The sequence below is a fragment of the Herbidospora cretacea genome (genome assembly GCF_001570605.1).
Lineage (GTDB): Bacteria > Actinomycetota > Actinomycetes > Streptosporangiales > Streptosporangiaceae > Herbidospora > Herbidospora cretacea.
On the sequence record NZ_BBXG01000006.1, the window covers coordinates 255,224 to 273,644 of the forward strand.

Consider the following 18,421-nt stretch of genomic DNA (forward strand, 5'->3'; position numbering starts at 1 on the left):
CCGACCGGCCAGGGTGACTCCCACCTGGCCGGTCGGCCCGACATTACGGAAATGCCGCTCACGGCGGCACCGGACAGCCCTTCCACCTGAGAAGCCGCCCCCGCCGATGCCGTGGGTGGCCTCGGGCGCTCGCGCCGGTCGGGCCGGCGCGCTCAGAGCCAGCCGTTGCGCTCCGCCGTCTGGGCGGCCTCGATGCGGTTGCGTACGCCGACCTTGGTGATGGCCGACGACAGGTAGTTGCGGACGGTGCCCTCCGACAGGTGCAGCCGGGTGGCGATGTCGGCGATCGTCGCGCCGCCCGACCCGGCCACCAGGACGTCGCGTTCGCGCTGTGACAGCGGGTTCGGGCCGGCGCTGAGCGCCGCCGCGGCCAGCGCGGGGTCGATGACGCGTTCCCCGGCCACCACCCGGCGGATCGCGGCCGCGAGCTGCTCGGCGGGGCCGTCCTTGATGAGGAAGGCCGAGGCCCCGGCCTCCATCGCCCGGCGCAGGTAGCCGGGGCGGCCGAAGGTGGTCAGGATCATGACGTGGCAGCCGGGGACCGCCGCCCGGATCCGGGCCGCCGCCGTCAGCCCGTCGGCGCCGGGCATCTCGATGTCCAGCAGGGCCACGTCGGGCCTGACCCGCCCGGCCAGGGCCACCGCCTCGTCGCCGTCGGCCGCCTCGGCGACGATCTCCAGGTCCTCTTCCAGGCCGAGCAGCGCCGCCAGGGCGCCGCGCACCAGATTCTGGTCCTCCGCCAGCATGACCCTGATCATGAGGGCGACCCTACGGGGACCCGGACCAGGACGCGGAACCCGCCGCCGGGCAGCGGGCCCGACTCCACCGTGCCGCCCTCGGCCGAGACCCGTTCGGACAGGCCGGTCAGGCCGTTGCCCGGGACGTGGTCCTTCGCGGCCCGGCCGTCGTCGCGGATCTCCAACGTGGCCGCGCCCTCGCCGTGGGAGACCTCGATGACGCAGCGGGAGGCGCGGGCGTGCCGGACGACGTTGGTGACCGACTCGCGGACCGCCCACCCGAACACGCCGTCGGCCGCCTCGGGCAGCGGGCCGCCCGCCATGCGGACCGTGGTGTCGACCCCGGCCGCCGCCAGGACCGCCCGCGCCCCGTCGAGCTCCTCGCCCAGCGCCCGCCTGCGGTAGCCGGAGACGACCTCGCGGACGTTGGCCAGCGCCGACCGCGCCGCCGTCTCGATGTCCCCGATCTCGCCGATGGCCCGGTCGAGGTCGCGGGCGGCCGTCCGCCGGGCCAGTTCGCTCTTGAGCACGATCAGCGACAGGGTGTGGCCGAGCACGTCGTGCAGGTCGCGGGCGATGCGGAGCCGTTCGTCGGCGGCGGCGAGCCGGGCGACCTCGCCGCGGGCCTCGTGCAACTGGGCCACCAGGGTGCGCGAGTGCCGGAGCGCGACCATCATCAGGCCGAAGGCCAGCACCGTCAGCGCGATCCCCCCGACCATCGGGAGCGGGGCCCCGATCAGCAGGCCGTCCCCGGCCAGCACGGCCGTCGCCACCGGCACCCCGGCCACGGCCCACCGCAGCGGCAGCGTCATCGTCAGCACGAACACCAGGTAGACCGGCAGGCCCAGCCATTCGAGCCCGAAGGCCAGCGGCAGCCCCGCCGCCAGCAGCGTGAACGTCGCCGTCACGGCCACCGACCGCACCGTGAACGGATCGTCCCAGCGGAAGCGGACGAACGCCGCCGCGTAGTACGTCACCACGAAGACGGCCAGGGCCGTCCAGCCCAGCCACTGCCGCGCGCCCTCGTATCCGGTCACCGCCACCGCGACCGGGATCAGGAACAGCATTCCGAACGACATCCAGAAGGCCCGTTGCAGCAGTTCCGGGCCCTGGACGTCACCGGTGAGAAGTCGGTTCATCAGGTCGCGACACTAGCGCGCCGGTAGGCGGCCACCGCGAGCGCGCCCAGCCCGGCCGTCCAGGCGGCCAGCACGAGCGCGGCGGTCAGCGACGGCGCGTGCCCGGCGGCCACGGCCCGCCCGAGCTCGGCGAACCGGGTCGAGGGCAGCCCTCCGGCGACGTCCCGGATGAACTCCGGCAGCACCGACAGCGGCAGCCACATCCCTCCCGCGATGGCGAGCACGAAGTAGGCGCCCAGGGTGAGCGGCTGGGCGGCGTCCGGCCCGACCAGCGAACCGATGAGGGTGCCGAGTGCGGCGAACGGCAGCGTGCCCACCCACAGCAGCGCCGTGATCGCGATCCACTGCGCGGGATCCAGCCGCACGCCCTGGAACACCACCGACGCCAGCCCGACCAGGACCACGGCCGGCAGCCCCAGCGACATGGCGGCGAGGGTCTTCACGACGATCACCGTGCCGGGCTTCAGCGGGGTCACCCGCAGTTGCCGCAGCCACCCGCTGCGGCGTTCGGCGGCCAGCCGCACGCCCGTGGTCATCAGCGTCGCGCCGAGCGCGCCGTAGGAGGCCATCGACACCATGATGTCGACGGAGGAGGTCAGCCCGGTGACGGGGTCGGGGCGGTCACCGTCGAAGATGCCCGACCACAGGAGGTAGAAGCCGACCGGCACGGCCAGCGTGAAGAACAGGTAGTGGCGGTCGCGCAGGACCTGGAGCAGTTCGACCCGGAGATAGCTCAGCATGAGGGGTGCCTTTCAGAGGTCGGCGGAGGTCAGGGAGAGGAAGGCGTCCTCCAGCGCGGGGGTGGTGATCTCCAGGTCGCGGACGGTCAAGCCCGCGCCGTAGAGGGCGGCGACCACGGTGTCCGGGTCGGCGGTGCGCAGGGTGGCGACGTCGCCGGTCACCTCCACGGCGGTCACCCCGGGGAGCCGTTCGAGCCCGGCGGCGGGCCGGCCGCCCAGCGTGAACCGCACGGTCCGGCCGCCGGCCCGCTGTTTGATCTCGGCGGGCGTGGCGTCGGCGACGATCCGACCGCGCGCCACGACGACCACGCGGTCGGCGTTCTCGTCGGCCTCGTCCAGGTGGTGGGTGGCGAACAGGACCGTCCGGCCGCCCGCCGCGTAACGGCGGATGGCCGCCCAGAAGGCCCGCCGGGCCTCCACGTCGAGCGCGGCGGTCGGCTCGTCGAGGACGAGCACCTCCGGCGCCCCGGCGACCGCCATGGCGAACCGCACCCGCTGCGCCTGCCCGCCGGACAGCCGCCCGGCCCTCCGCCCGGCCAGGTCGGTCAGCCCGGCGAGCTCCAGCACCTCGTCCAGCGGCATCGGCCGGGGGTAGAGCCCGCCCACGAACCCGACGACCTCCCGCACGGTCAGGTTCGGCACCAGGTCGCCCTGCTGGATCATGGCCCCGACCAGCCCTTCGGCCGCGGCCTGGGAGGGGTTCCTCCCGAACAGCTCGACCCGCCCGCCGTCGGGCGTGACGAGGCCGAGCATCATGCCGATCAGGGTGCTCTTCCCGGCCCCGTTGGGCCCGAGGACCGCCACCACCTGCCCGGCGGGCACCCGCAGGCTCACCCCCTCGACGGCCCGCACGGTCCCGAAGCTCCTGGCCACACCTTCGACGTTGATCGCATCCATGGCGACAACGGTAGAAAGGCCGGATTCGCGAAAGTAGTGAAGCTTGTCGGGCGATCACCCTGACATAAGTCACATGCCCGGCTCCCCGTGGCGGGGGCCGGGCATCAAGAGGGGAGGGTCACGCGTCGGCGGGCTGCGCCGCCTGCTCGGCGGTCCGGCGGACCTGCTCGATCTGCGCCTCGGTGACGGTGAGGGAGCCGAACTCCTTGACGGCCTGGTAATAGGTCCAGGCGAGGCCGTTGCAGGTGTTGCGGGGGATGGTGGAATACGTCGAGCAGATCTGCTTCATGTCGTAGTAGAACGCGTCGTCGATGCGCGACTTGTTCGCCGGGAACTGGCCCACGACCTTGTAGTTGCGGTAACCGAAGTCATGGCGGCGGCACGGCATTCTGAAGTCGAATCCGAGCGGCTGGTCGGGGCTGGTCGAGCAGAGGTCGGTCGACCAGTCGAAGGCGTAGTCGGCCCAGGCGCCCTGGTTCTGCCAGGCCGCGCGCCAGCTGCTGGCGCCGGCGGCGGTGGGCTGGCTGAAGGTGGAAAGTGCGTTGAGCTTTTCCTGCAGCGTCACCGCGTATGCAGGGGATGTTAATCCGAGTAATGTGGCGAGAGAGAGGGCGCCGAATGCGAGCGATCGCTTGACCATGGGGCTCTTCCTTTGTTCGAGGGAAACCTCAGTGGCACTGGCCTGCCTGCACCACAATGAGGGGAAGCCCCTTCCGGCGCCCGCACAACTCTTCATCAAGAACGCTGCAGATTTCACGAACAATCGCTCTTTACAAAGCCACCCCTATTCTGTCATCCGCACGGGCGAAGACCGGCACCATGGGTTTTTGCGAATACGCCATCGCCGACCCCTATCTCGGTCCGATCTCGCGAATCCCGGGTGGCTGTCCGGCCCGATCCTGTCGGTGGCCGGGTGCACCATGGCGGGCCTAGCCATCGGGCGGGCCTGGCCATCGGGCGGGCCTGGCCATCGGGCGGGCCTGGCCACCGGGCGGGCCGCGTCGTCCAACGGTGGTCGGGGAAAGCGACATTCGCCCGCTCGACGGGTCGGCGATGGGTCTGGGGTCCTTTGCGGCAGAGATTCTGTTCTTGCCGACGCCCGCAGGTGATCGAAGACCGCCCGACTCTGAAGCCACGGACCTGCTGGGACGGCCATCCGGTTCTCGATCCCAGGAGGTACCGCGCGACTGCGTCGACCTGTGTTCTGGCGGGCTTGCCCGGCGGAACCGTAACGGAAGAGGGCCCCGGCAGGCCGCCCGGCGACGTGGCCGTCGCCGGTTGTGACGAGCGCAGCGAGGGTTTTCCGAGCGGAGCGAGCCTGCCTTGGAGCGCGAGGGGCTGCTTTCGCGTGGAGCGCGGCGACCCGGAGCGCCAGCGACCCCGCCTTCGACGTCGCCCCCACACCGCCTTCGAGCGCGCCTTCGAGCGCGCCTTCGAGCGGGCCTTCGAGCGGGCCTTCGAGCGGGCCTTCGAGCGGGCCTTCGAGCTCGTCGCCGACGCCGCCTTCGACACGCCGGGCCGTGGAATCCCCCCTCCCTGGGGCGGAGTGCGACATGTCCCTGTACGACTGATGAATCAGGCCAAATGGTCCGTCGGGTTGAAAGTCGCGTGCAAGGGCCCTGGTTATGCTGGCCGTGGGGGTGACACCTATATGGCTAAGGCCGGGCCCACCGACCCCGACGTCGATCCGAAGACGCCGGTCGCGGTGGACAACAGTGGAATCAGGGGACGGTACGACCGTTTCCGCGCGACCCGCACGGGCGCTCTGACCCTGAAGATCGTGGTCGGCACGATCGGTGGGGCCATGGTGATCGGCGGGCTCATCATGGTGCCGTTCCCCGGGCCGGGCTGGCTCGTGGTGTTCGCGGGGCTGGCCCTGCTGGCGACCGAGTTCAGCTGGGCCCACCGGGTGCTGGAGTTCGCCAAGCGCTACGTGACCATGGCGACCGACTGGCTGAAGCGGCAGAACTGGGCGGTCCGGATCATCGCCGGCGTCCTGACGTTCGCGCTGGCCTTCCTGATCGTGTGGGTCTGCCTCAAGCTCACGCTGGGCTTCGACATGATCGACTACGGCCTGAACTTCGTCAGGTCCTGAGTCAGGTCCTGAGCAGGCGCCGCTCCGCGAGGGCGGCCAGCACGCGTGACCCGTCGGCCATCACCGAGTCGTCGAACTCGGTCTCGGGGGAGTGGTTGGTGGCACAGGTCGCCGGGTCGGCCCCCTTCGCGTGGGCGCCCAGCACGAGGAACGCGCCCGGCACCTCGTCGAGGACGAACGAGAAGTCCTCCGACCCGGTGGCCGGGCGCGGCATCGTCAGGTAGCGGTCGGCCCCCACCACTTCCGGGACCACCTCGGCGGCGAACGCCGCCTCGGCCGCGTCGTTGACCGTCACCGGGTAGCCGATCCCGAACGAGCACTCCGCGCGCAGCCCGTGGGCCTCCGCGACGCCCGTCGCCAGCCGGACCACCCCTTCCTTGACCTTCGCCCGGGTCTCCGGGGAGAACGCCCGGATCGTCGCCTGGAAGTAGGCCTCGTCCGGAATGATGTTGTCGGCGGTGCCGGCGTGGAACTGGCCGACGGTGATCACCACCGGGTCGAACACGTCGAAGGCCCGGGTCGTGTACGTCTGCAGCTGGCTCACGATCTCGCACCCCACCTGCACCGGGTCGAGCGCCCGGTGGGGAGTGGACCCGTGGCCGCCCCGCCCCCGCACCGTCACGTTGAACGTGTCGGCGGCGGCGAGGATCGGGCCGGGCTTGGTGACGAACCAGCCGCTGGGCACGATCGCGGAGAAGACGTGGATGCCGTAGGCGGCGGCGACGCGGCTGCCCGAGGCGTCGAGGACCCCCTCGTCGATCATGATCTTGGCGCCCTCCTGGCCCTCCTCGCCGGGCTGGAACATGAACACGACGTCCCCGGCCAGGTGTTCGCGGCGTTCGGACAGCAGGCGCGCCGCGCCGACGAGCATGGCGGTGTGCAGGTCGTGGCCGCAGGCGTGCATGGCGCCGTCGATCGTCGAGCGGTAGTCGACGGGGACGCGTTCCTGGACGGGGAGGGCGTCCATGTCGCCGCGCAGCAGCACGCTCGGGCCGGGTCTGCCCCCGCGCAGCACGGCGGTGACCGAGGTGAGGCGGGTGCCGGTGGTGATTTCCAGGGGGAGCCCGTCGAGGGCGGCCAGGACCTTTTCCTGGGTGCGCGGCAGATCGAGGCCGATCTCGGGTTCCCGGTGGATGGAGCGCCGCAGTTCTTCCAGCTCGCCCTGAAAAGTCATGCCTCATCCTCCGCCGGGTCGAGGGCCGTCTCCAAACCGGCGCGCCTGCCGTCCGCCACCCGTGACAGGCTGTGATTCTTGGTGACGCACTGTCACCATCATGGGAGGGGAATCATGATTGTCTCGCTTGCCCTCGCGGCGCTGCTCTCCGGCGGTGTCTCCGTCACCATCGACAACGGCGTGACCGAGCTGTCCGGCCGGGTGGAGTACACGGTCGAGGTGGTCAACCGGGAGCCCCGGCCGGTCAGGGCCGACGTGCGGATCGCGTTCCCCGCCGGGCTCACCGGGCTGCGCGCCGAGGGCGCGACCCTGGCGACCGACTACGCGGGCTGGGAGGCGCTGCTGCCGACCGGCACCAGCACGTTCCGGCTGAGCGGCCGGGCCGGGACCGGCGCTCCCTCCGACGCGGTGGCCGCCACGGCCTGCGTCTACCTGGAGAACCCGACCCGGCCCGAGGTCTGCGCCAGCGACATCGACACGATGGGGCCCAAGGGCGACTGGAGCGTGCTCGGGGTGGTGGCGCTGCTGCTGGCGCTGATCGGGGCCGGGGGCGCGGCCTGGCTGCTGCTGCGGACGCGGCGTGCCGTCACGGACCTTTCCGCGCCGTCGGACCGGGAGCCGGAGCGCGTCTGATCCCCAGGAACGCGCGCGCCTCCGCGGTGGACATGGGCGGGCGCTGGGCCAGGCGGGCCGCCTCGGCCGCGCGGGCGACGAGCTCCTCGTTGCCGCGCACCGGGCGGCCCTTGGCGTAGGTCAGGGTGTCCTCCATGCCGACCCGCAGGTGGCCGCCGCCGGCCAGGGCGGCGAACATGACGCGGAGCGACTCGCGGCCGATCCCGGTCGCCGACCAGGTGGCCTCGGGCGGGAGCAGGCTCACCGCGGCGGCGACCGTGCGGAGGTCGCCGGTGAAGCCGCCCGGCACGCCCATGACCAGGTCACAGTGGACCCGGCCGCCGGACGGCGGGCCGAAGCGGTCGAGCAGGCGGTTCATGGTGGCGACGTGGCCGAGGTCGAACAGCTCGAACTCGGGCACGATCCCCCTGGCCTGGGTCTCCTGGTAGAGCTCGGCCACGAAGCCCCACGGGTTCATGAAGACGTCGTCGCCGAAGTTCACGGTGCCGCAGGTGAGGGAGCAGGCGTCCGGTCCGGCGTCCAGCACCTTCAGCCGATCCGGGTACGGATCGTGCACCGACCCGCCCGTGGAGAGCTGGACGACCAGGTCGGTCTCCCGCAGCGCGGCCACCGTCTCGGTCAGCAGTCCCAGGTCCAGCGTGGGTTCCGCCCGGGAGTCCCTGATGTGGACGTGGACCACCGCCGCCCCCGCCGCCTCGCACGCCCTGGCCGTGGCGACCAGTTCGCCGAGGGTCACCGGGAGGGCGGGCACGTCGGCCTTGGCCGATTCGGCCCCGGTCGGCGCGACCGTGATGAGCGTGCTGGGCATATCGGGATATTGCCCCCTTGTTCCCGGGCGGGACAAGATGCTTTCCTGAGTCGAGACTCAGGGAAGGGTGGTGGGACCATTGCGGACGGCCTCTCCGATCGGGCTGCACCGGGTGCTGTCGCCACCGGGCGCGCTCCCTCAGGCGGCCCACCGGCTCGACGCCTCACCGGGGCTGTGGCCGGGGGAGACCCGGCTCAGGGTCGAACGGCTGAACCTGGACGCGGCGTCGTACCGCCAACTGTCTGACAAGCACCACGGCGACGGCGCGGCGGTGCGCGGCGAGGTGCTGGAGATCATCCGGAGCCGGGGGAAGATGCACAACCCGGTCACCGGCTCGGGCGGCATGCTGGTCGGCGTGGTCGAGGAGGGCCCCGCGTTCCCGGCCGGGACCCGGGTCGCGACGCTGGTCTCGCTGACGCTGACCCCGCTGGTGCTCACCTCGACGACCTGGGACGGCCTCTCGGAGCAGGTCCCGTGCGACGGCCACGCGATCCTCTTCGAACGCTCGGTCGCGGCCGAACTGCCCGCCGACCTGCCGGTCCCGCTCGCCCTGGCGGTCATGGACGTCTGCGGCGCGCCCGCGCTGACCCAGCGCGTTGTCCTGAAATATCGGGACATGGAGATGGTCGCCGGTGTGGCCTCGGGGCAGGCAGGCCGCGTTGTCGCGAAATTTCGTGATGGCGAGTCTTCGTCAGCAGGGCGCATGGTCAGGAAATATCGTGATCCGGTAGTGGCGGTGCTCGGGGCGGCAGGGAAGAGCGGGTCACTATCGCTGGCCGCCGCCCGCCGGGCCGGGGCACGGACGATCGGCGTGGTCCTGACCGAACGCGAGGCCACCACGGTCGAAGGACTGGCCGACCGGGTGCTGGTCGCCGACGCCAGGGATGCGGTCGCGCTGGCGGACCTGGGGGCCGACGTCACGGTCGTCTGCGTGGACGTGCCCGGCTGTGAGCACGCCGCGATCCTGGCCACCCGCGACGGCGGGACCGTCGTCTTCTTCTCGATGGCGACCTCCTTCCCCGCCGCCGCGCTGGGCGCGGAAGGCCTCGGCGCGGACGTCACGATGCTCATCGGCAACGGCTACGCCCCCGGCCACGCCGCGCTGGCGCTGGACCTGCTGCGCGCCGAACCCGGGGTCCGGGCCGCGTTCGAGGAGCGGCTGCGATGAAGCTCGGCCTCGACCCGGCGGTCGTCCGCAAGGCCCGTGAGCTGGCCGCCCGCGCCGCCGAACCGGTCATCGAGATGGCCCGCACCCACACCACGGTCTCGGTCGAACGGGCCGTGCTCCGGCTGGCCGGCGTCACCGGGGCCGACGCCGACGGGATCCCGTGGGTCAACCGGATCGTGGACGCCGTACGGGACCAGGTCGGTCTGGAGCACGGTGTGGCGCTGCCGTTCTTCGCGGCCGGGAACTGGCGCTCCCTGAAGTTCGACCTGCCGGCGGGGACCGGGCGCGAGCGGGCCCTGGCGAGGGCCCGCGAGGCGGTCGGCCGGGGCGTCGCCCGGATCGACCGCAACCGCGCCGACCGCGACCGCCTGCTGGCCAGGCACGGCGACCCGGAGAAGCCCTGGATCTACCTGATCGTCGCGACCGGCGACATCCACGAGGACATCCCGCAGGCCCAGGCGGCGGCCCGCGAGGGGGCCGACGTCATCGCGGTGATCCGCTCGACGGGACAGTCCCTGCTCGACTATGTGCCGGAGGGCGCCACCCGCCAGGGGTACGCCGGGACGTACGCGACCCAGGAGAACTTCCGCCTCATGCGGGCCGCCCTTGACGAGGTGTCGGCCGAGCTGGGGCGCTACGTCCGGCTGACCAACTACGCCAGCGGCCTGTGCATGCCCGAGATCGCGGCGCTGGCCGGGCTGGAACGCCTCGACATGATGCTCAACGACTGCATGTACGGCATCATCTTCCGCGACATCAACCCCCGCAGGACCTTCGTCGACCAGCGGTTCTCCCGCCAGATCCACGCGCGGGCCGGGATCGTCATCAACACCGGCGAGGACAACTACCTCACCACCGCCGACGCGGTCGACGCCGCCCACACGGTGGTCGCCTCGCAACTGCTGAACGAGCGCTTCGGCCACGAGGCCGGGCTCACCGACGCCCAGCTCGGCCTGGGCCACGCCTTCGAGATCAACCCGGAGATCCCCGGCTCGTTCCGGCTGGAGCTGGCCCACGCGCAGCTCGTGAGAGAGCTGTTCCCGGACGCGCCGCTGAAGTACATGCCGCCGACCAAGCACATGACCGGCAACATCTTCGCGGGCTACCTGCTGGACGCCTTCTTCAACCTGGCCGGGGTGACGACCGGCCAGTCGATCATCCTCGTCGGCATGATGACCGAGGGCATCCACACCCCCTGGCTGTCCGACCGCGACCTGGCGCTGGAGAACGTCCGCTACGTCCGCCGGGCCGCCGGGGACCTGTCGGAGGACTTCACCCCCGGCCCCTTCATCCGCGAGCGCGCCGCGCGGGTGCTGTCGGAGACCGTCGACCTGCTGCACCGCGTCGCCGACGACGGCCTGCTCGACGCCATCGCCGACGGAGTGTTCGGCGTGACGAGACGGCCGCCCGACCGGGGCAGAGGCCTCGACGGCGTCGTCGAGAAGGCCGGCGACTACGTGAACCCCGCGACCGAGATCCTGGAGGCGGCCCCGTGACGGTCGAGACGTTGAAACAGATCATCCGCCCGTACGGCGACACGACCGGCGACGCGATGATCCAGGTCAGCTTCACCCTGCCGGTGCCGCACGGCCCCCGGGCGGAGCTGGCCGCGCTGCAACTGGCCGGGAAGATGGGCCTCGACCCGGCGAGCGTCGTCCACACCAAGGCGATGGGCCCCGACTTCACCTTCTTCATCGTGTACGGCAAGGCGACCCACCTCATCGACTACGCCGGCATCGAGGTGCCCGAGGGGCGCGAGTTCGACCTCCTGACGCCCGCCCAGGTCAACGGCGCGATCAAGGCCGTCCTCGGCCGGCGACTGGTGGTGGTCGGGGCCTGCATCGGCACCGACGCCCACACGGTCGGCATCGACGCGATCCTCAACGTGAAGGGCTTCGCCGGCGAGAAGGGCCTGGAGTACTACCGCGAGATCGAGGTCCACAACATGGGCGCGCAGGTGGCCGTGGCCGCCCTCGTCGACCGCGCCAAGGCGGTGGACGCCGACGCGGTCCTGGTCTCCCAGGTGGTGACCCAGAAGAGCGCCCACATCCACAACACCAAGCAGATGGCCGCCGCCTTCACCGAGGCCTACCCGACGTCGCTGACCGGCGGCCTCGGCCGCCCGCTGCTGATCGTCGGCGGCCCCCGCTTCGACACGGTGACCCCGTCGGACCTGGGCGTCGACCGCATCTTCGGCAAGGGCACGACACCGGGCGAGGTGGCGAGCTACCTCGTGCACGCGCTGGTGCGCGAATGAAGGTGACCCACCGGCGGTATGTGCCGGCCTCCCACGCCCACTACGGCGGCTCACTGGTCGACGGCGCCTACGTGCTGGGGCTGTTCGGCGATGTCGCCACTGAGGTCTGCATCCGGATGGACGGCGACGAGGGCCTGTTCGCGTCCTACCAGGACGTGCAGTTCAGGGCTCCGGTGGTCGCGGGCGACGTGATCGAGGTGACGGCCGAGGTGACCCGGGTGGGCGACCGCAGCCGGACGCTGGCCTTCGAGGCCCGGGTGGTCTGCCGGGCCCGGCCCGGCCTGTCGCCCTCGGCGAGCGAGGTGCTCGACCCGCCCCTGGTGGTGACCACGGCGACCGGCACGGTCGTGGTCCCGGCGAAATAGTATCGAATGAGAATGTAGCAACTAATATCGTCTCATGAGCGCTGACATTCCTCATGAGACGGGCCCGTTCGCCCTCGGGCTGCTGCTGCGCCAGGCGCACTGGCGTGCGGCGGCGGTGATGACCGAGGCGGTCCGCCCCCTCGGGATCGAGCTGCGGCACTTCGCCGTGCTGGTCGTCCTGGTCGACCGCGGGGCCACGGTGCAGCGGGACCTGGCGGCGGCGACGGGGTCGGACAAGGCCGGGATCATGCGGGTCGTCGACGACCTGGAGCGGATGGGGCTGGCCGTGCGCCGGGCCGTTCCGGGAGACCGGCGGGTGCGGGCGGTGGAGCTCACCGCCCAGGGGCGTGAGCTCTTCGACGCGGCCCAGGTGGCGGCGGAGCCGTTCGCCGAGCGGCTGGTCGCCCACTTCGAGCCCGGCGAGGCCGAGCTGCTGAAGGATCTGCTGACCCGGTTCGCCTATCCGGGAGAGTCGCCTTCGTCACATAGTATCGATTGATACCATCACAAGTGATACCGTCGTATATGTAACGAAATGGAGCTGCGACGCGGGGGGTGTGAGCGTGAACGTCTACGAGGCAGTCACCAGCCGGCGGGCGGTGCGCGGATTCATCGGCCGGGAAGTCCCGGAAGCAGTGCTGGAACGGGTGCTGACCGCCGCGCGGTGGTCACCCTCCGGCTCGAACCTCCAGCCGTGGCACGTCTACGTGCTGACCGGCGAACCCCTGGCCGAGCTCAAGAAGCGCGCGATGGAACGCGTGGCCACGGGCGACCCGTGGGACGAACGCGAATACGAGATGTATCCGCCCGCGCTGAAGTCGCCCTACCGCGAACGCCGGTCCGCCTTCGGCCGGGAGCGCTACGGCGCGCTCGGCGTGCCGCGCGACGACTGGGAGGCGCGGCAGCGGGCGGCGTCCGCGAACTGGGAGTGCTTCGGCGCCCCCGCCGCCCTGTTCTGCTACATCGACGCCGGCATGGGCCCGCCCCAATGGGCCGACGTCGGCATGTACCTGCAGACCGTCATGCTGCTGCTGCGCGCCGAAGGTCTGCACAGCTGCCCGCAGATGGCCTGGTCGGTCTACCGCTCGACCGTCGCTGAGGTCCTGTCGCCCCCCGAGGGGCTCGTCCTCTTCTGCGGTCTGTCGATCGGCTACGAGGACGTCACGGTGCGGCACCCCCGGACCGGCCGCGCGCCGCTCGACGAGACGGTCACCTTCGTCGGCCGCGCCGGGCGGCGGCTCCAGGCGGCCTGACGGGACGCGATCCCGCCCCGCCGCGAGAGAGGACGGACCATGAGTGTCACGAGCCCGGAACCGGCGGGCCTGCGCGATCTTCCCCGCCCCGTCGCGGTGGCGGTCGGCGGCGGGGGAGTGCTCGGAGCCGCGCAGGTCGGCATCGGATACGCGCTGGAGCAGCGCGGATTCGTGCCCGACCTGATCGTCGGAACCTCGGTGGGCGCGCTCAACGGAGCCATCGCGGCCGCCCATCCCGGCCGGGCCGCGCCCTGGCTGGATCGCGTGTGGACCCGGGCGCGGCGGCGCGAGGTGTTCCCGTTCGGCTACCTGCCCTCGCGGGCCGGGGTCTTCGCCGACCGCGGGCTGCGCCACCTGATCGCCTCGGCCGGGCTGCCCGCCCGGATCGAGGACCTGGCGGCCCCCTTCACCGCGGTCGCCATGGACCTGGCCACCGGCCTCCCGGCCCTGCTCGACCACGGCGACCTGGAGTCCGCGCTGCTGGCCAGCGCGGCGATCCCGGGGGTGCTGCCCCCGGTGGTGCGGGAGGGCCGGACGCTCGTCGACGGCGGGATGATCGCCTACATCCCGGTGCTGGCCGCCCTGCGGGCCGGGGCCGCCAGCGTCGTGGTGCTCACCGCCGGGCCGGTGGGTCCGCAGAGCCCGGCCCGCCTGCCGCGCCGGGCGGGCGCGGTCGCCGCCAGGGCGGGGCTGCTGCTGTGGCGGCACCAGATCGAGCGCGACCTCCACGAGGTGTCCCGCCGGATCCCGACGGTCGTGCTCCCGACCGGCGTCGACACCTGGCCCGCGCCCTGGGACTTCCGGCACGCCCAGCGGCTCATCGACACCGCCCGCCTCGCCGCCGGCCGCTTCCTCGACGGGCTCCGCGTCAGCGGGCCCGGCCTCTACGGGACCGGCGGCCCCCTCACGACATCAGCCCTCTCGGAGGTCGGCCGATGAGCACCATCGCGTTCGTCACCATCCCCATGCACGGCCACGTCAACCCGGCGCTGCCGGTCGTGGCCGAGCTCGTCCGGCGCGGCCACACCGTCACCTGTCACACCTCACCCGCGTTCGCGCCGGCCGTCGAGGCCACCGGCGCGAGGGTGCTCCGCTACGCCGGAGGCGACCGGCCGCCTCCCGATCCGCCGACCCCGCTCACGATGCTCGACGGGCTCGCCCGCACGACCGCCGACCTGCTCCCCACGGTGCTCTCCGACCTGCGGGAGATCGGGCCCGACCTGATCGTCCACGGCGCGGCCTGCCCGTGGGGCGCGGTCGCCGCCCGCGAACTCGGGGTGCCGGCGGCGGCCCTGTTCACCACGTTCGCCTTCAACCGGCGGGTGCCCAGCCCCACCCACGCCTCGTGGGCGCTGCTGGCCTCGGCCGCGGCCCGGAGCCGCGCCGCCCGGAGCTACCTGCGCTCGCGGTGGGGGCTGCGCCACCGCTACGACACGCGCGGCCTGCCCCTGCTCGACCTCGCCAACGTGGGCGAGCCGCTCAACCTCGTCTTCACCTCGCGTGCCTTCCAGCCCGGCGCGGCCTCCTTCGACGGGTCCTACCGGTTCGTCGGACCCAGCCTGGGCGCCCGTCCCGCCGAGCCGTCGTTCGACCGGCTGCGGGCCCCGGTGCTGTACGCCTCCCTGGGCACCGTGTTCGACGGCGGCGCCCGGCTGCTGCGCACCTTCGCCGCCGCGCTGGCCCCGCTGGGCGGCGCCGTGGTCGTCTCCACCGGGGCCACCGACCCGGCCGCCCTGGGCGGGCTGCCGGACAACGTGCTGGCCCGCCGCTCGGTGCCGCAGCTGGAGGTGCTGGCCGACGCCGCGCTGTTCGTCACCCACGGCGGGATGAACAGTGTCAACGAGGCCCTGTACGCCGGGGTCCCGATGCTGGTGGTCCCGCAGGGCGCCGATCAGCCGACGGTGGCCCGCCGGGTCGTCGAGCTCGGCGCCGGCCTGTCGATCCGGACCGGGGACGCCACCGTGGAAGCCGTGCGCGACCTCGCCCGGCGGCTGCTCGGCGAGCCGCGCTTCCGGGCCGCGGCGGCCACCCTGCGCCTCGCCCAGCGCGAGGCCGGCGGCCACCTGCGCGCCGCCGACGAGCTCGAACACCATCTGCGCCGCCTCGGCCGCCTCGGGCGGCGGGCCGCGGCGGACGCGCCAGGGGAGCGCTGACCCGTGTCGCCCGTCGTCCTGGTCCTGCTGCTGCTCGCCGGGCTGTCGGAGTCGGCCGGGCGGATCCTGCCCGTGGTCGCCCGGCGTCCCGGCGGCTCGCGGTCCCACGCGATCGTGCTCCTGCTGTCCGGGGCCGTGGTCGAGGGCGCCGCCTTCGCGCTGTGGCCGCTGACCGCGTGGACCCTGGCCGGGCCGGCGCTGCCGGGTCCGCTGCCGGACGTCGCCGCGCCCGCCTGGACGCCCGGCCTGGTGGCCCCCCTGACGCTGGCCGCCGTTTTGGCCTTCCCGCTGCTCGGTCCCCTGCTGCACCTGCTGCTCTTCGCGGCGGTCGGGGCGGGCCTCGCCGGGCCGCTCGCCGCGGCGACGGGGTCGGGCTGGTGGGCCGCCGCGGGCTGCGTGGCCGTCGCGGGGGCCGGGCTGGGCGTGGCCATCGAGGCCGTCCGGCGGCTGGTCGCATGATCGACTTCCCGCTGGTCGTCCTGGTGCTCGGCCCGGTCCTGCTCGCGGAGGCCCTGCTCGCCCGCTACGAGGTGCTGGCCTACACCGCGGGCTGGCGGACCCCCGCCACCGGGCTCACCGACGGCATGCCCCACGCGCGGGGCGCGGACCCCGCCCGTCCACCGGCCGCCTACCTGGTCTATCTCGATGGCATCGGCAAGCGCCGCTTCCGGGACACCCGGGACGGGGGCCAGCTGGTCGAAGCCCTGATCGACGGCGCGCCGGAGCTGCGGGTGCTGGGTCAGGTGCAGCCCTACTCGCCGCTGGCCGACCCGCTCGCGGACCGGCCCGTGTGGGAGTGGATCCGGCGCCGTGCCGGGCTCCTGCTGTTCCTGCACAACGTGATGCAGATCTTCGTCGCCGCCGACAGCCGGTACCGGCTGCCGTACAACGGCGCGGTGGGCGGGCAGATCGCCGACCAGCTGCGCCTGGCCGGTCACCGGCCCGGCACACCCGTGGTGCTGCTCGGCTACAGCGGTGGGGCGCAGGTGGCGACCGGCGTGGTCGGCGAGCTCCACGGGCGGCTCGGCGTCCCGATCCTGCTGATCACCATCGGCGGGTTCCACAACGGCGCCAACGACCTGACCCACGCCCATCGGCTGCACCGGATCACCAGCGCCGCGGACTTCATCGAGCGGGTCTCCACCTGGATCTTCCCCCGGCGCTGGCCGCTGCTGCGCCGCAGCGGCTGGAACCGGGCCGTCCGCGCGGGGAAGGTCACCGTGCACCGGCTCGACCCGGCCACCCACATGGGGCGGCGCGGCTACATCAGCCCGGCGGAGCGGCTGCCCGACGGCCGCACTTACCTGGAGCGCACCACCGGGACCGTGATCGCCGCGATCCGCGAGTTCACCGGTCGTCCATGACGTCGGACTTCAGGCGCTCGAACTCCTCGTCGGAGATGGCGCCCGACTTCCGCAGCTGGTCGAGCTGGGTGAGCCGCTGGATGACCGCGTCGGCCCCGGTCGCCAGCGGCGGCACCGGGCCCACGCGCATCCGGTGGGCCAGCGCCTTCAGGTCGTCGAGGATCAGCGGCTTCCCCGGGCGCGCGGCGTCGTAGGCGACGGTCAGCCGGGTCCCCGGCGGCACCGGGAAGATGGTCGACTGCCTGATCTCCATGCCGGGCACGTCGGGCACGTGGCCGATCAGCCGGTACATGAGCTGGTTGTTGACCCGCACGCCGGTCGGCACGACGTCGGTCACCACGGCCTCGGCGCGCAGGCCGCTCTCGCGCAGGGACCGTTCCCGCGCGTCGGCGCGCCGCCAGCCGAGGATCATCAGGACCACGGCCACGACGACGAGCAGGGAGAGCGCGCCGAAGACGAGGGCCAGGACCAGGTTGCCGAGGACGTACATGGAGACCGCCAGCGGCAGGCTCCAGATCAGTTGCAGGCCGACCGACAGGCCGATCCAGACACGCGCACCTTTGGGCATGGGCGGCACATTACCTCGGCAAGCATCGGTATCTACAAGATCTGGGGCGTCGGCTTGTGCGGGCGCTCGCACCGATCTCCAGAAAGCTACGGTAGCGTAGGTTACGAAAACGTAAGTATGTGGGGAGCTGACATGGCGCGCGCACTGACGCAGACGGAATTCCTCATCGAGCTGGAACCCGTCGTCGAGGAGAACCTGAACCGGCACATGGGTGTCGCCAAGGAATGGTTCCCGCACGAGTACATCCCGTGGGACGACGCCCGCACCTTCGACGGCATCCTCGGCGGCACGGCCTGGCGGCCGGAGGACTCCACGATTCCCGACGTCGCCCGCACCTCGCTCCTGGTCAACCTGCTGACCGAGGACAACCTGCCGAGCTACCACCACGAGATCGCGACGACCTTCGGCCGCGACGGCGCGTGGGGCACCTGGGTGGGCCGCTGGACCGCCGAGGAGGGCCGCCACGCGATCGTGATCCGCGACTACCTGATCGCCTCGCGCGCGCTCGACCCCACCGAGCTGGAGCGGGCCCGCATGAAGCACATGGAGGCCGGCTTCCAGACCGAGTACGGCACCATGCTCGGGCAGCTCGCCTACGTCTCCTTCCAGGAGCTGGCGACCCGCATCGCCCACCGCAACACCGGCAAGGCCTCGCAGGACGAGACGTGTGAGCGCATCCTGGCCCGCGTCGCCGCCGACGAGAACCTGCACATGCTCTTCTACCGCAACCTGCTCGGCGCGGCCCTGGAGCTCGACCCCAACCAGACCATGCGCGCCATCACCGACGTCGTGACCTCGTTCCAGATGCCGGGCGCGGGCATGGCCGGGTTCGCCCGCATGTCGATGCAGATCGCCCACGCGGGCATCTACGACCTGCGCTCCCACAAGGACGAGGTCCTGATGCCGGTGCTGCGGCAGTGGAAGGTCTTCGAGCGGGAGGGCCTCGACCCCGAGGGCGAGAAGGCCCGCCAGGAGCTCGCCGAGTTCCTCGACAACCTCGAAGTGACCGCCAAGCGATTCGAGGAGCGCAGGGAGGCCCGGCGAGCCCGCGAAGCGGCAAAATAGGCTTT

The 18,421-nt window shown here is 72.5% G+C and carries 21 protein-coding genes; 13 read left to right on the forward strand and 8 right to left on the reverse strand.

From position 1 onward, the window contains the following. Nucleotides 1-152: 152 nt before the first annotated feature. From AW270_RS13935 to AW270_RS13955, 5 genes are all read right to left on the reverse strand, one after another. On the reverse strand, nt 153-758 hold the full coding sequence (locus AW270_RS13935; protein WP_061294668.1) for a response regulator transcription factor: 606 nt from the start codon (nt 756-758) through the stop codon (nt 153-155). After that, a complete protein-coding gene (locus AW270_RS13940; protein ID WP_061294670.1) occupies nt 755-1,876 on the reverse strand; it encodes a sensor histidine kinase in 1,122 nt (373 codons plus the stop codon). The genes AW270_RS13935 and AW270_RS13940 overlap by 4 nt, the downstream gene beginning before the upstream one ends. Next, a complete protein-coding gene (locus AW270_RS13945) occupies nt 1,876-2,616 on the reverse strand; it encodes an ABC transporter permease (RefSeq protein WP_061294672.1) in 741 nt (246 codons plus the stop codon). Before AW270_RS13945 ends, AW270_RS13940 begins: the two co-directional genes overlap by 1 nt. A 12-nt stretch (nt 2,617-2,628) precedes the next feature. Then, entirely contained in the window at nt 2,629-3,513 is an 885-nt protein-coding gene (locus AW270_RS13950) for an ABC transporter ATP-binding protein (protein WP_061294674.1), read from the reverse strand. A 118-nt stretch (nt 3,514-3,631) separates the two neighbouring features. Beyond that, a complete protein-coding gene (locus AW270_RS13955; protein ID WP_245674703.1) occupies nt 3,632-4,078 on the reverse strand; it encodes a phospholipase in 447 nt (148 codons plus the stop codon). A 1,086-nt stretch (nt 4,079-5,164) separates the two neighbouring features. Between AW270_RS13955 and AW270_RS13960 the strand changes: the two genes are divergently transcribed. Further along, the gene (locus AW270_RS13960) at nt 5,165-5,608 is read left to right on the forward strand and encodes a TIGR02611 family protein (RefSeq protein WP_082801538.1); all 444 of its coding nucleotides are present in this window, start codon (nt 5,165-5,167) and stop codon (nt 5,606-5,608) included. Between the two features lies 1 nt (nt 5,609). On the opposite strand, the gene AW270_RS13965 is transcribed toward AW270_RS13960, so the two are convergent. Then, the gene (locus AW270_RS13965; protein ID WP_061294680.1) at nt 5,610-6,782 is read right to left on the reverse strand and encodes a M20 metallopeptidase family protein; all 1,173 of its coding nucleotides are present in this window, start codon (nt 6,780-6,782) and stop codon (nt 5,610-5,612) included. Nucleotides 6,783-6,896: 114 nt separating this feature from the next. Here AW270_RS13965 and AW270_RS13970 point away from each other — a divergent pair, with 114 nt between their 5' ends. Continuing rightward, nucleotides 6,897-7,415, forward strand: coding sequence for a hypothetical protein (locus AW270_RS13970; RefSeq protein WP_061294682.1), 519 nt, complete (start codon nt 6,897-6,899; stop codon nt 7,413-7,415). Here the strand turns inward: AW270_RS13970 and AW270_RS13975 are convergent. Then, nucleotides 7,369-8,223, reverse strand: coding sequence for a beta-keto acid cleavage family enzyme (locus AW270_RS13975; RefSeq protein WP_061294684.1), 855 nt, complete (start codon nt 8,221-8,223; stop codon nt 7,369-7,371). The two genes, AW270_RS13970 and AW270_RS13975, sit on opposite strands and share 47 nt — an antisense overlap. 79 nt (nt 8,224-8,302) lie before the next feature. On the opposite strand from AW270_RS13975, the gene kdd reads away from it, so the two are divergent. The 10 genes from kdd (at nt 8,303) to AW270_RS14025 (ending at nt 16,783) form a co-directional block, all read left to right on the forward strand. After that, a complete protein-coding gene (kdd, locus tag AW270_RS13980) occupies nt 8,303-9,391 on the forward strand; it encodes an L-erythro-3,5-diaminohexanoate dehydrogenase (RefSeq protein WP_245674704.1) in 1,089 nt (362 codons plus the stop codon). Continuing rightward, entirely contained in the window at nt 9,388-10,887 is a 1,500-nt protein-coding gene (gene kamD / locus AW270_RS13985; protein WP_061294686.1) for a lysine 5,6-aminomutase subunit alpha, read from the forward strand. The genes kdd and kamD overlap by 4 nt, the downstream gene beginning before the upstream one ends. Further along, a complete protein-coding gene (gene kamE / locus AW270_RS13990; RefSeq protein ID WP_061294688.1) occupies nt 10,884-11,648 on the forward strand; it encodes a lysine 5,6-aminomutase subunit beta in 765 nt (254 codons plus the stop codon). Before kamD ends, kamE begins: the two co-directional genes overlap by 4 nt. Beyond that, a complete protein-coding gene (kal, locus tag AW270_RS13995; RefSeq protein ID WP_061294690.1) occupies nt 11,645-12,013 on the forward strand; it encodes a 3-aminobutyryl-CoA ammonia lyase in 369 nt (122 codons plus the stop codon). The genes kamE and kal overlap by 4 nt, the downstream gene beginning before the upstream one ends. Nucleotides 12,014-12,047: 34 nt before the next feature. Continuing rightward, nucleotides 12,048-12,512 (forward strand): MarR family winged helix-turn-helix transcriptional regulator, encoded by a 465-nt coding sequence (locus AW270_RS14000; protein ID WP_061294694.1) that lies wholly within the window; start codon nt 12,048-12,050, stop codon nt 12,510-12,512. A 64-nt stretch (nt 12,513-12,576) separates the two neighbouring features. Continuing rightward, nucleotides 12,577-13,266 carry a nitroreductase gene (locus AW270_RS14005; RefSeq protein WP_061294841.1) on the forward strand — a complete coding sequence of 230 codons (690 nt, stop codon included), beginning with the start codon at nt 12,577-12,579 and terminating at the stop codon, nt 13,264-13,266. Between the two features lie 39 nt (nt 13,267-13,305). Beyond that, nucleotides 13,306-14,205, forward strand: a complete 900-nt coding sequence (locus AW270_RS14010) for a patatin-like phospholipase family protein (protein ID WP_061294696.1) — start codon at nt 13,306-13,308, stop codon at nt 14,203-14,205. After that, nucleotides 14,202-15,419 carry a macrolide family glycosyltransferase gene (locus AW270_RS14015; protein WP_061294698.1) on the forward strand — a complete coding sequence of 406 codons (1,218 nt, stop codon included), beginning with the start codon at nt 14,202-14,204 and terminating at the stop codon, nt 15,417-15,419. Before AW270_RS14010 ends, AW270_RS14015 begins: the two co-directional genes overlap by 4 nt. A 3-nt stretch (nt 15,420-15,422) precedes the next feature. Beyond that, complete coding sequence (locus AW270_RS14020) at nt 15,423-15,878, forward strand: hypothetical protein (RefSeq protein WP_061294700.1); 456 nt, start codon at nt 15,423-15,425, stop codon at nt 15,876-15,878. Continuing rightward, the gene (locus AW270_RS14025) at nt 15,875-16,783 is read left to right on the forward strand and encodes a hypothetical protein (protein WP_061294702.1); all 909 of its coding nucleotides are present in this window, start codon (nt 15,875-15,877) and stop codon (nt 16,781-16,783) included. The genes AW270_RS14020 and AW270_RS14025 overlap by 4 nt, the downstream gene beginning before the upstream one ends. Here AW270_RS14025 and AW270_RS14030 read toward each other — a convergent pair. Then, nucleotides 16,767-17,351: an SHOCT domain-containing protein gene (locus tag AW270_RS14030; RefSeq protein WP_061294704.1), complete on the reverse strand. Its 585-nt coding sequence runs from the start codon at nt 17,349-17,351 to the stop codon at nt 16,767-16,769. The two genes, AW270_RS14025 and AW270_RS14030, sit on opposite strands and share 17 nt — an antisense overlap. Nucleotides 17,352-17,483: 132 nt before the next feature. Between AW270_RS14030 and AW270_RS14035 the strand changes: the two genes are divergently transcribed. Further along, nucleotides 17,484-18,416, forward strand: coding sequence for an acyl-ACP desaturase (locus tag AW270_RS14035; protein ID WP_061294706.1), 933 nt, complete (start codon nt 17,484-17,486; stop codon nt 18,414-18,416). Nucleotides 18,417-18,421 lie beyond the last annotated feature (5 nt).

What these genes read in the sequence shown, in the direction of transcription:
- AW270_RS13950 (WP_061294674.1), bottom strand. Translation starts at nt 3,513, where the DNA reads ATGGATGCGATCAACGTCGAAGGTGTGGCCAGGAGCTTCGGGACCGTG.
- AW270_RS13960 (WP_082801538.1), top strand. Translation starts at nt 5,165, where the DNA reads ATGGCTAAGGCCGGGCCCACCGACCCCGACGTCGATCCGAAGACGCCG.
- AW270_RS14010 (WP_061294696.1), top strand. Translation starts at nt 13,306, where the DNA reads ATGAGTGTCACGAGCCCGGAACCGGCGGGCCTGCGCGATCTTCCCCGC.
- AW270_RS13940 (WP_061294670.1), bottom strand. Translation starts at nt 1,876, where the DNA reads ATGAACCGACTTCTCACCGGTGACGTCCAGGGCCCGGAACTGCTGCAA.
- AW270_RS14025 (WP_061294702.1), top strand. Translation starts at nt 15,875, where the DNA reads ATGATCGACTTCCCGCTGGTCGTCCTGGTGCTCGGCCCGGTCCTGCTC.
- AW270_RS14000 (WP_061294694.1), top strand. Translation starts at nt 12,048, where the DNA reads ATGAGCGCTGACATTCCTCATGAGACGGGCCCGTTCGCCCTCGGGCTG.
- AW270_RS13970 (WP_061294682.1), top strand. Translation starts at nt 6,897, where the DNA reads ATGATTGTCTCGCTTGCCCTCGCGGCGCTGCTCTCCGGCGGTGTCTCC.
- AW270_RS14015 (WP_061294698.1), top strand. Translation starts at nt 14,202, where the DNA reads ATGAGCACCATCGCGTTCGTCACCATCCCCATGCACGGCCACGTCAAC.
- kal (WP_061294690.1), top strand. Translation starts at nt 11,645, where the DNA reads ATGAAGGTGACCCACCGGCGGTATGTGCCGGCCTCCCACGCCCACTAC.
- AW270_RS14030 (WP_061294704.1), bottom strand. Translation starts at nt 17,351, where the DNA reads ATGCCCAAAGGTGCGCGTGTCTGGATCGGCCTGTCGGTCGGCCTGCAA.
- AW270_RS13975 (WP_061294684.1), bottom strand. Translation starts at nt 8,223, where the DNA reads ATGCCCAGCACGCTCATCACGGTCGCGCCGACCGGGGCCGAATCGGCC.
- kamD (WP_061294686.1), top strand. Translation starts at nt 9,388, where the DNA reads ATGAAGCTCGGCCTCGACCCGGCGGTCGTCCGCAAGGCCCGTGAGCTG.
- AW270_RS14035 (WP_061294706.1), top strand. Translation starts at nt 17,484, where the DNA reads ATGGCGCGCGCACTGACGCAGACGGAATTCCTCATCGAGCTGGAACCC.
- AW270_RS13945 (WP_061294672.1), bottom strand. Translation starts at nt 2,616, where the DNA reads ATGCTGAGCTATCTCCGGGTCGAACTGCTCCAGGTCCTGCGCGACCGC.
- AW270_RS13935 (WP_061294668.1), bottom strand. Translation starts at nt 758, where the DNA reads ATGATCAGGGTCATGCTGGCGGAGGACCAGAATCTGGTGCGCGGCGCC.
- AW270_RS13965 (WP_061294680.1), bottom strand. Translation starts at nt 6,782, where the DNA reads ATGACTTTTCAGGGCGAGCTGGAAGAACTGCGGCGCTCCATCCACCGG.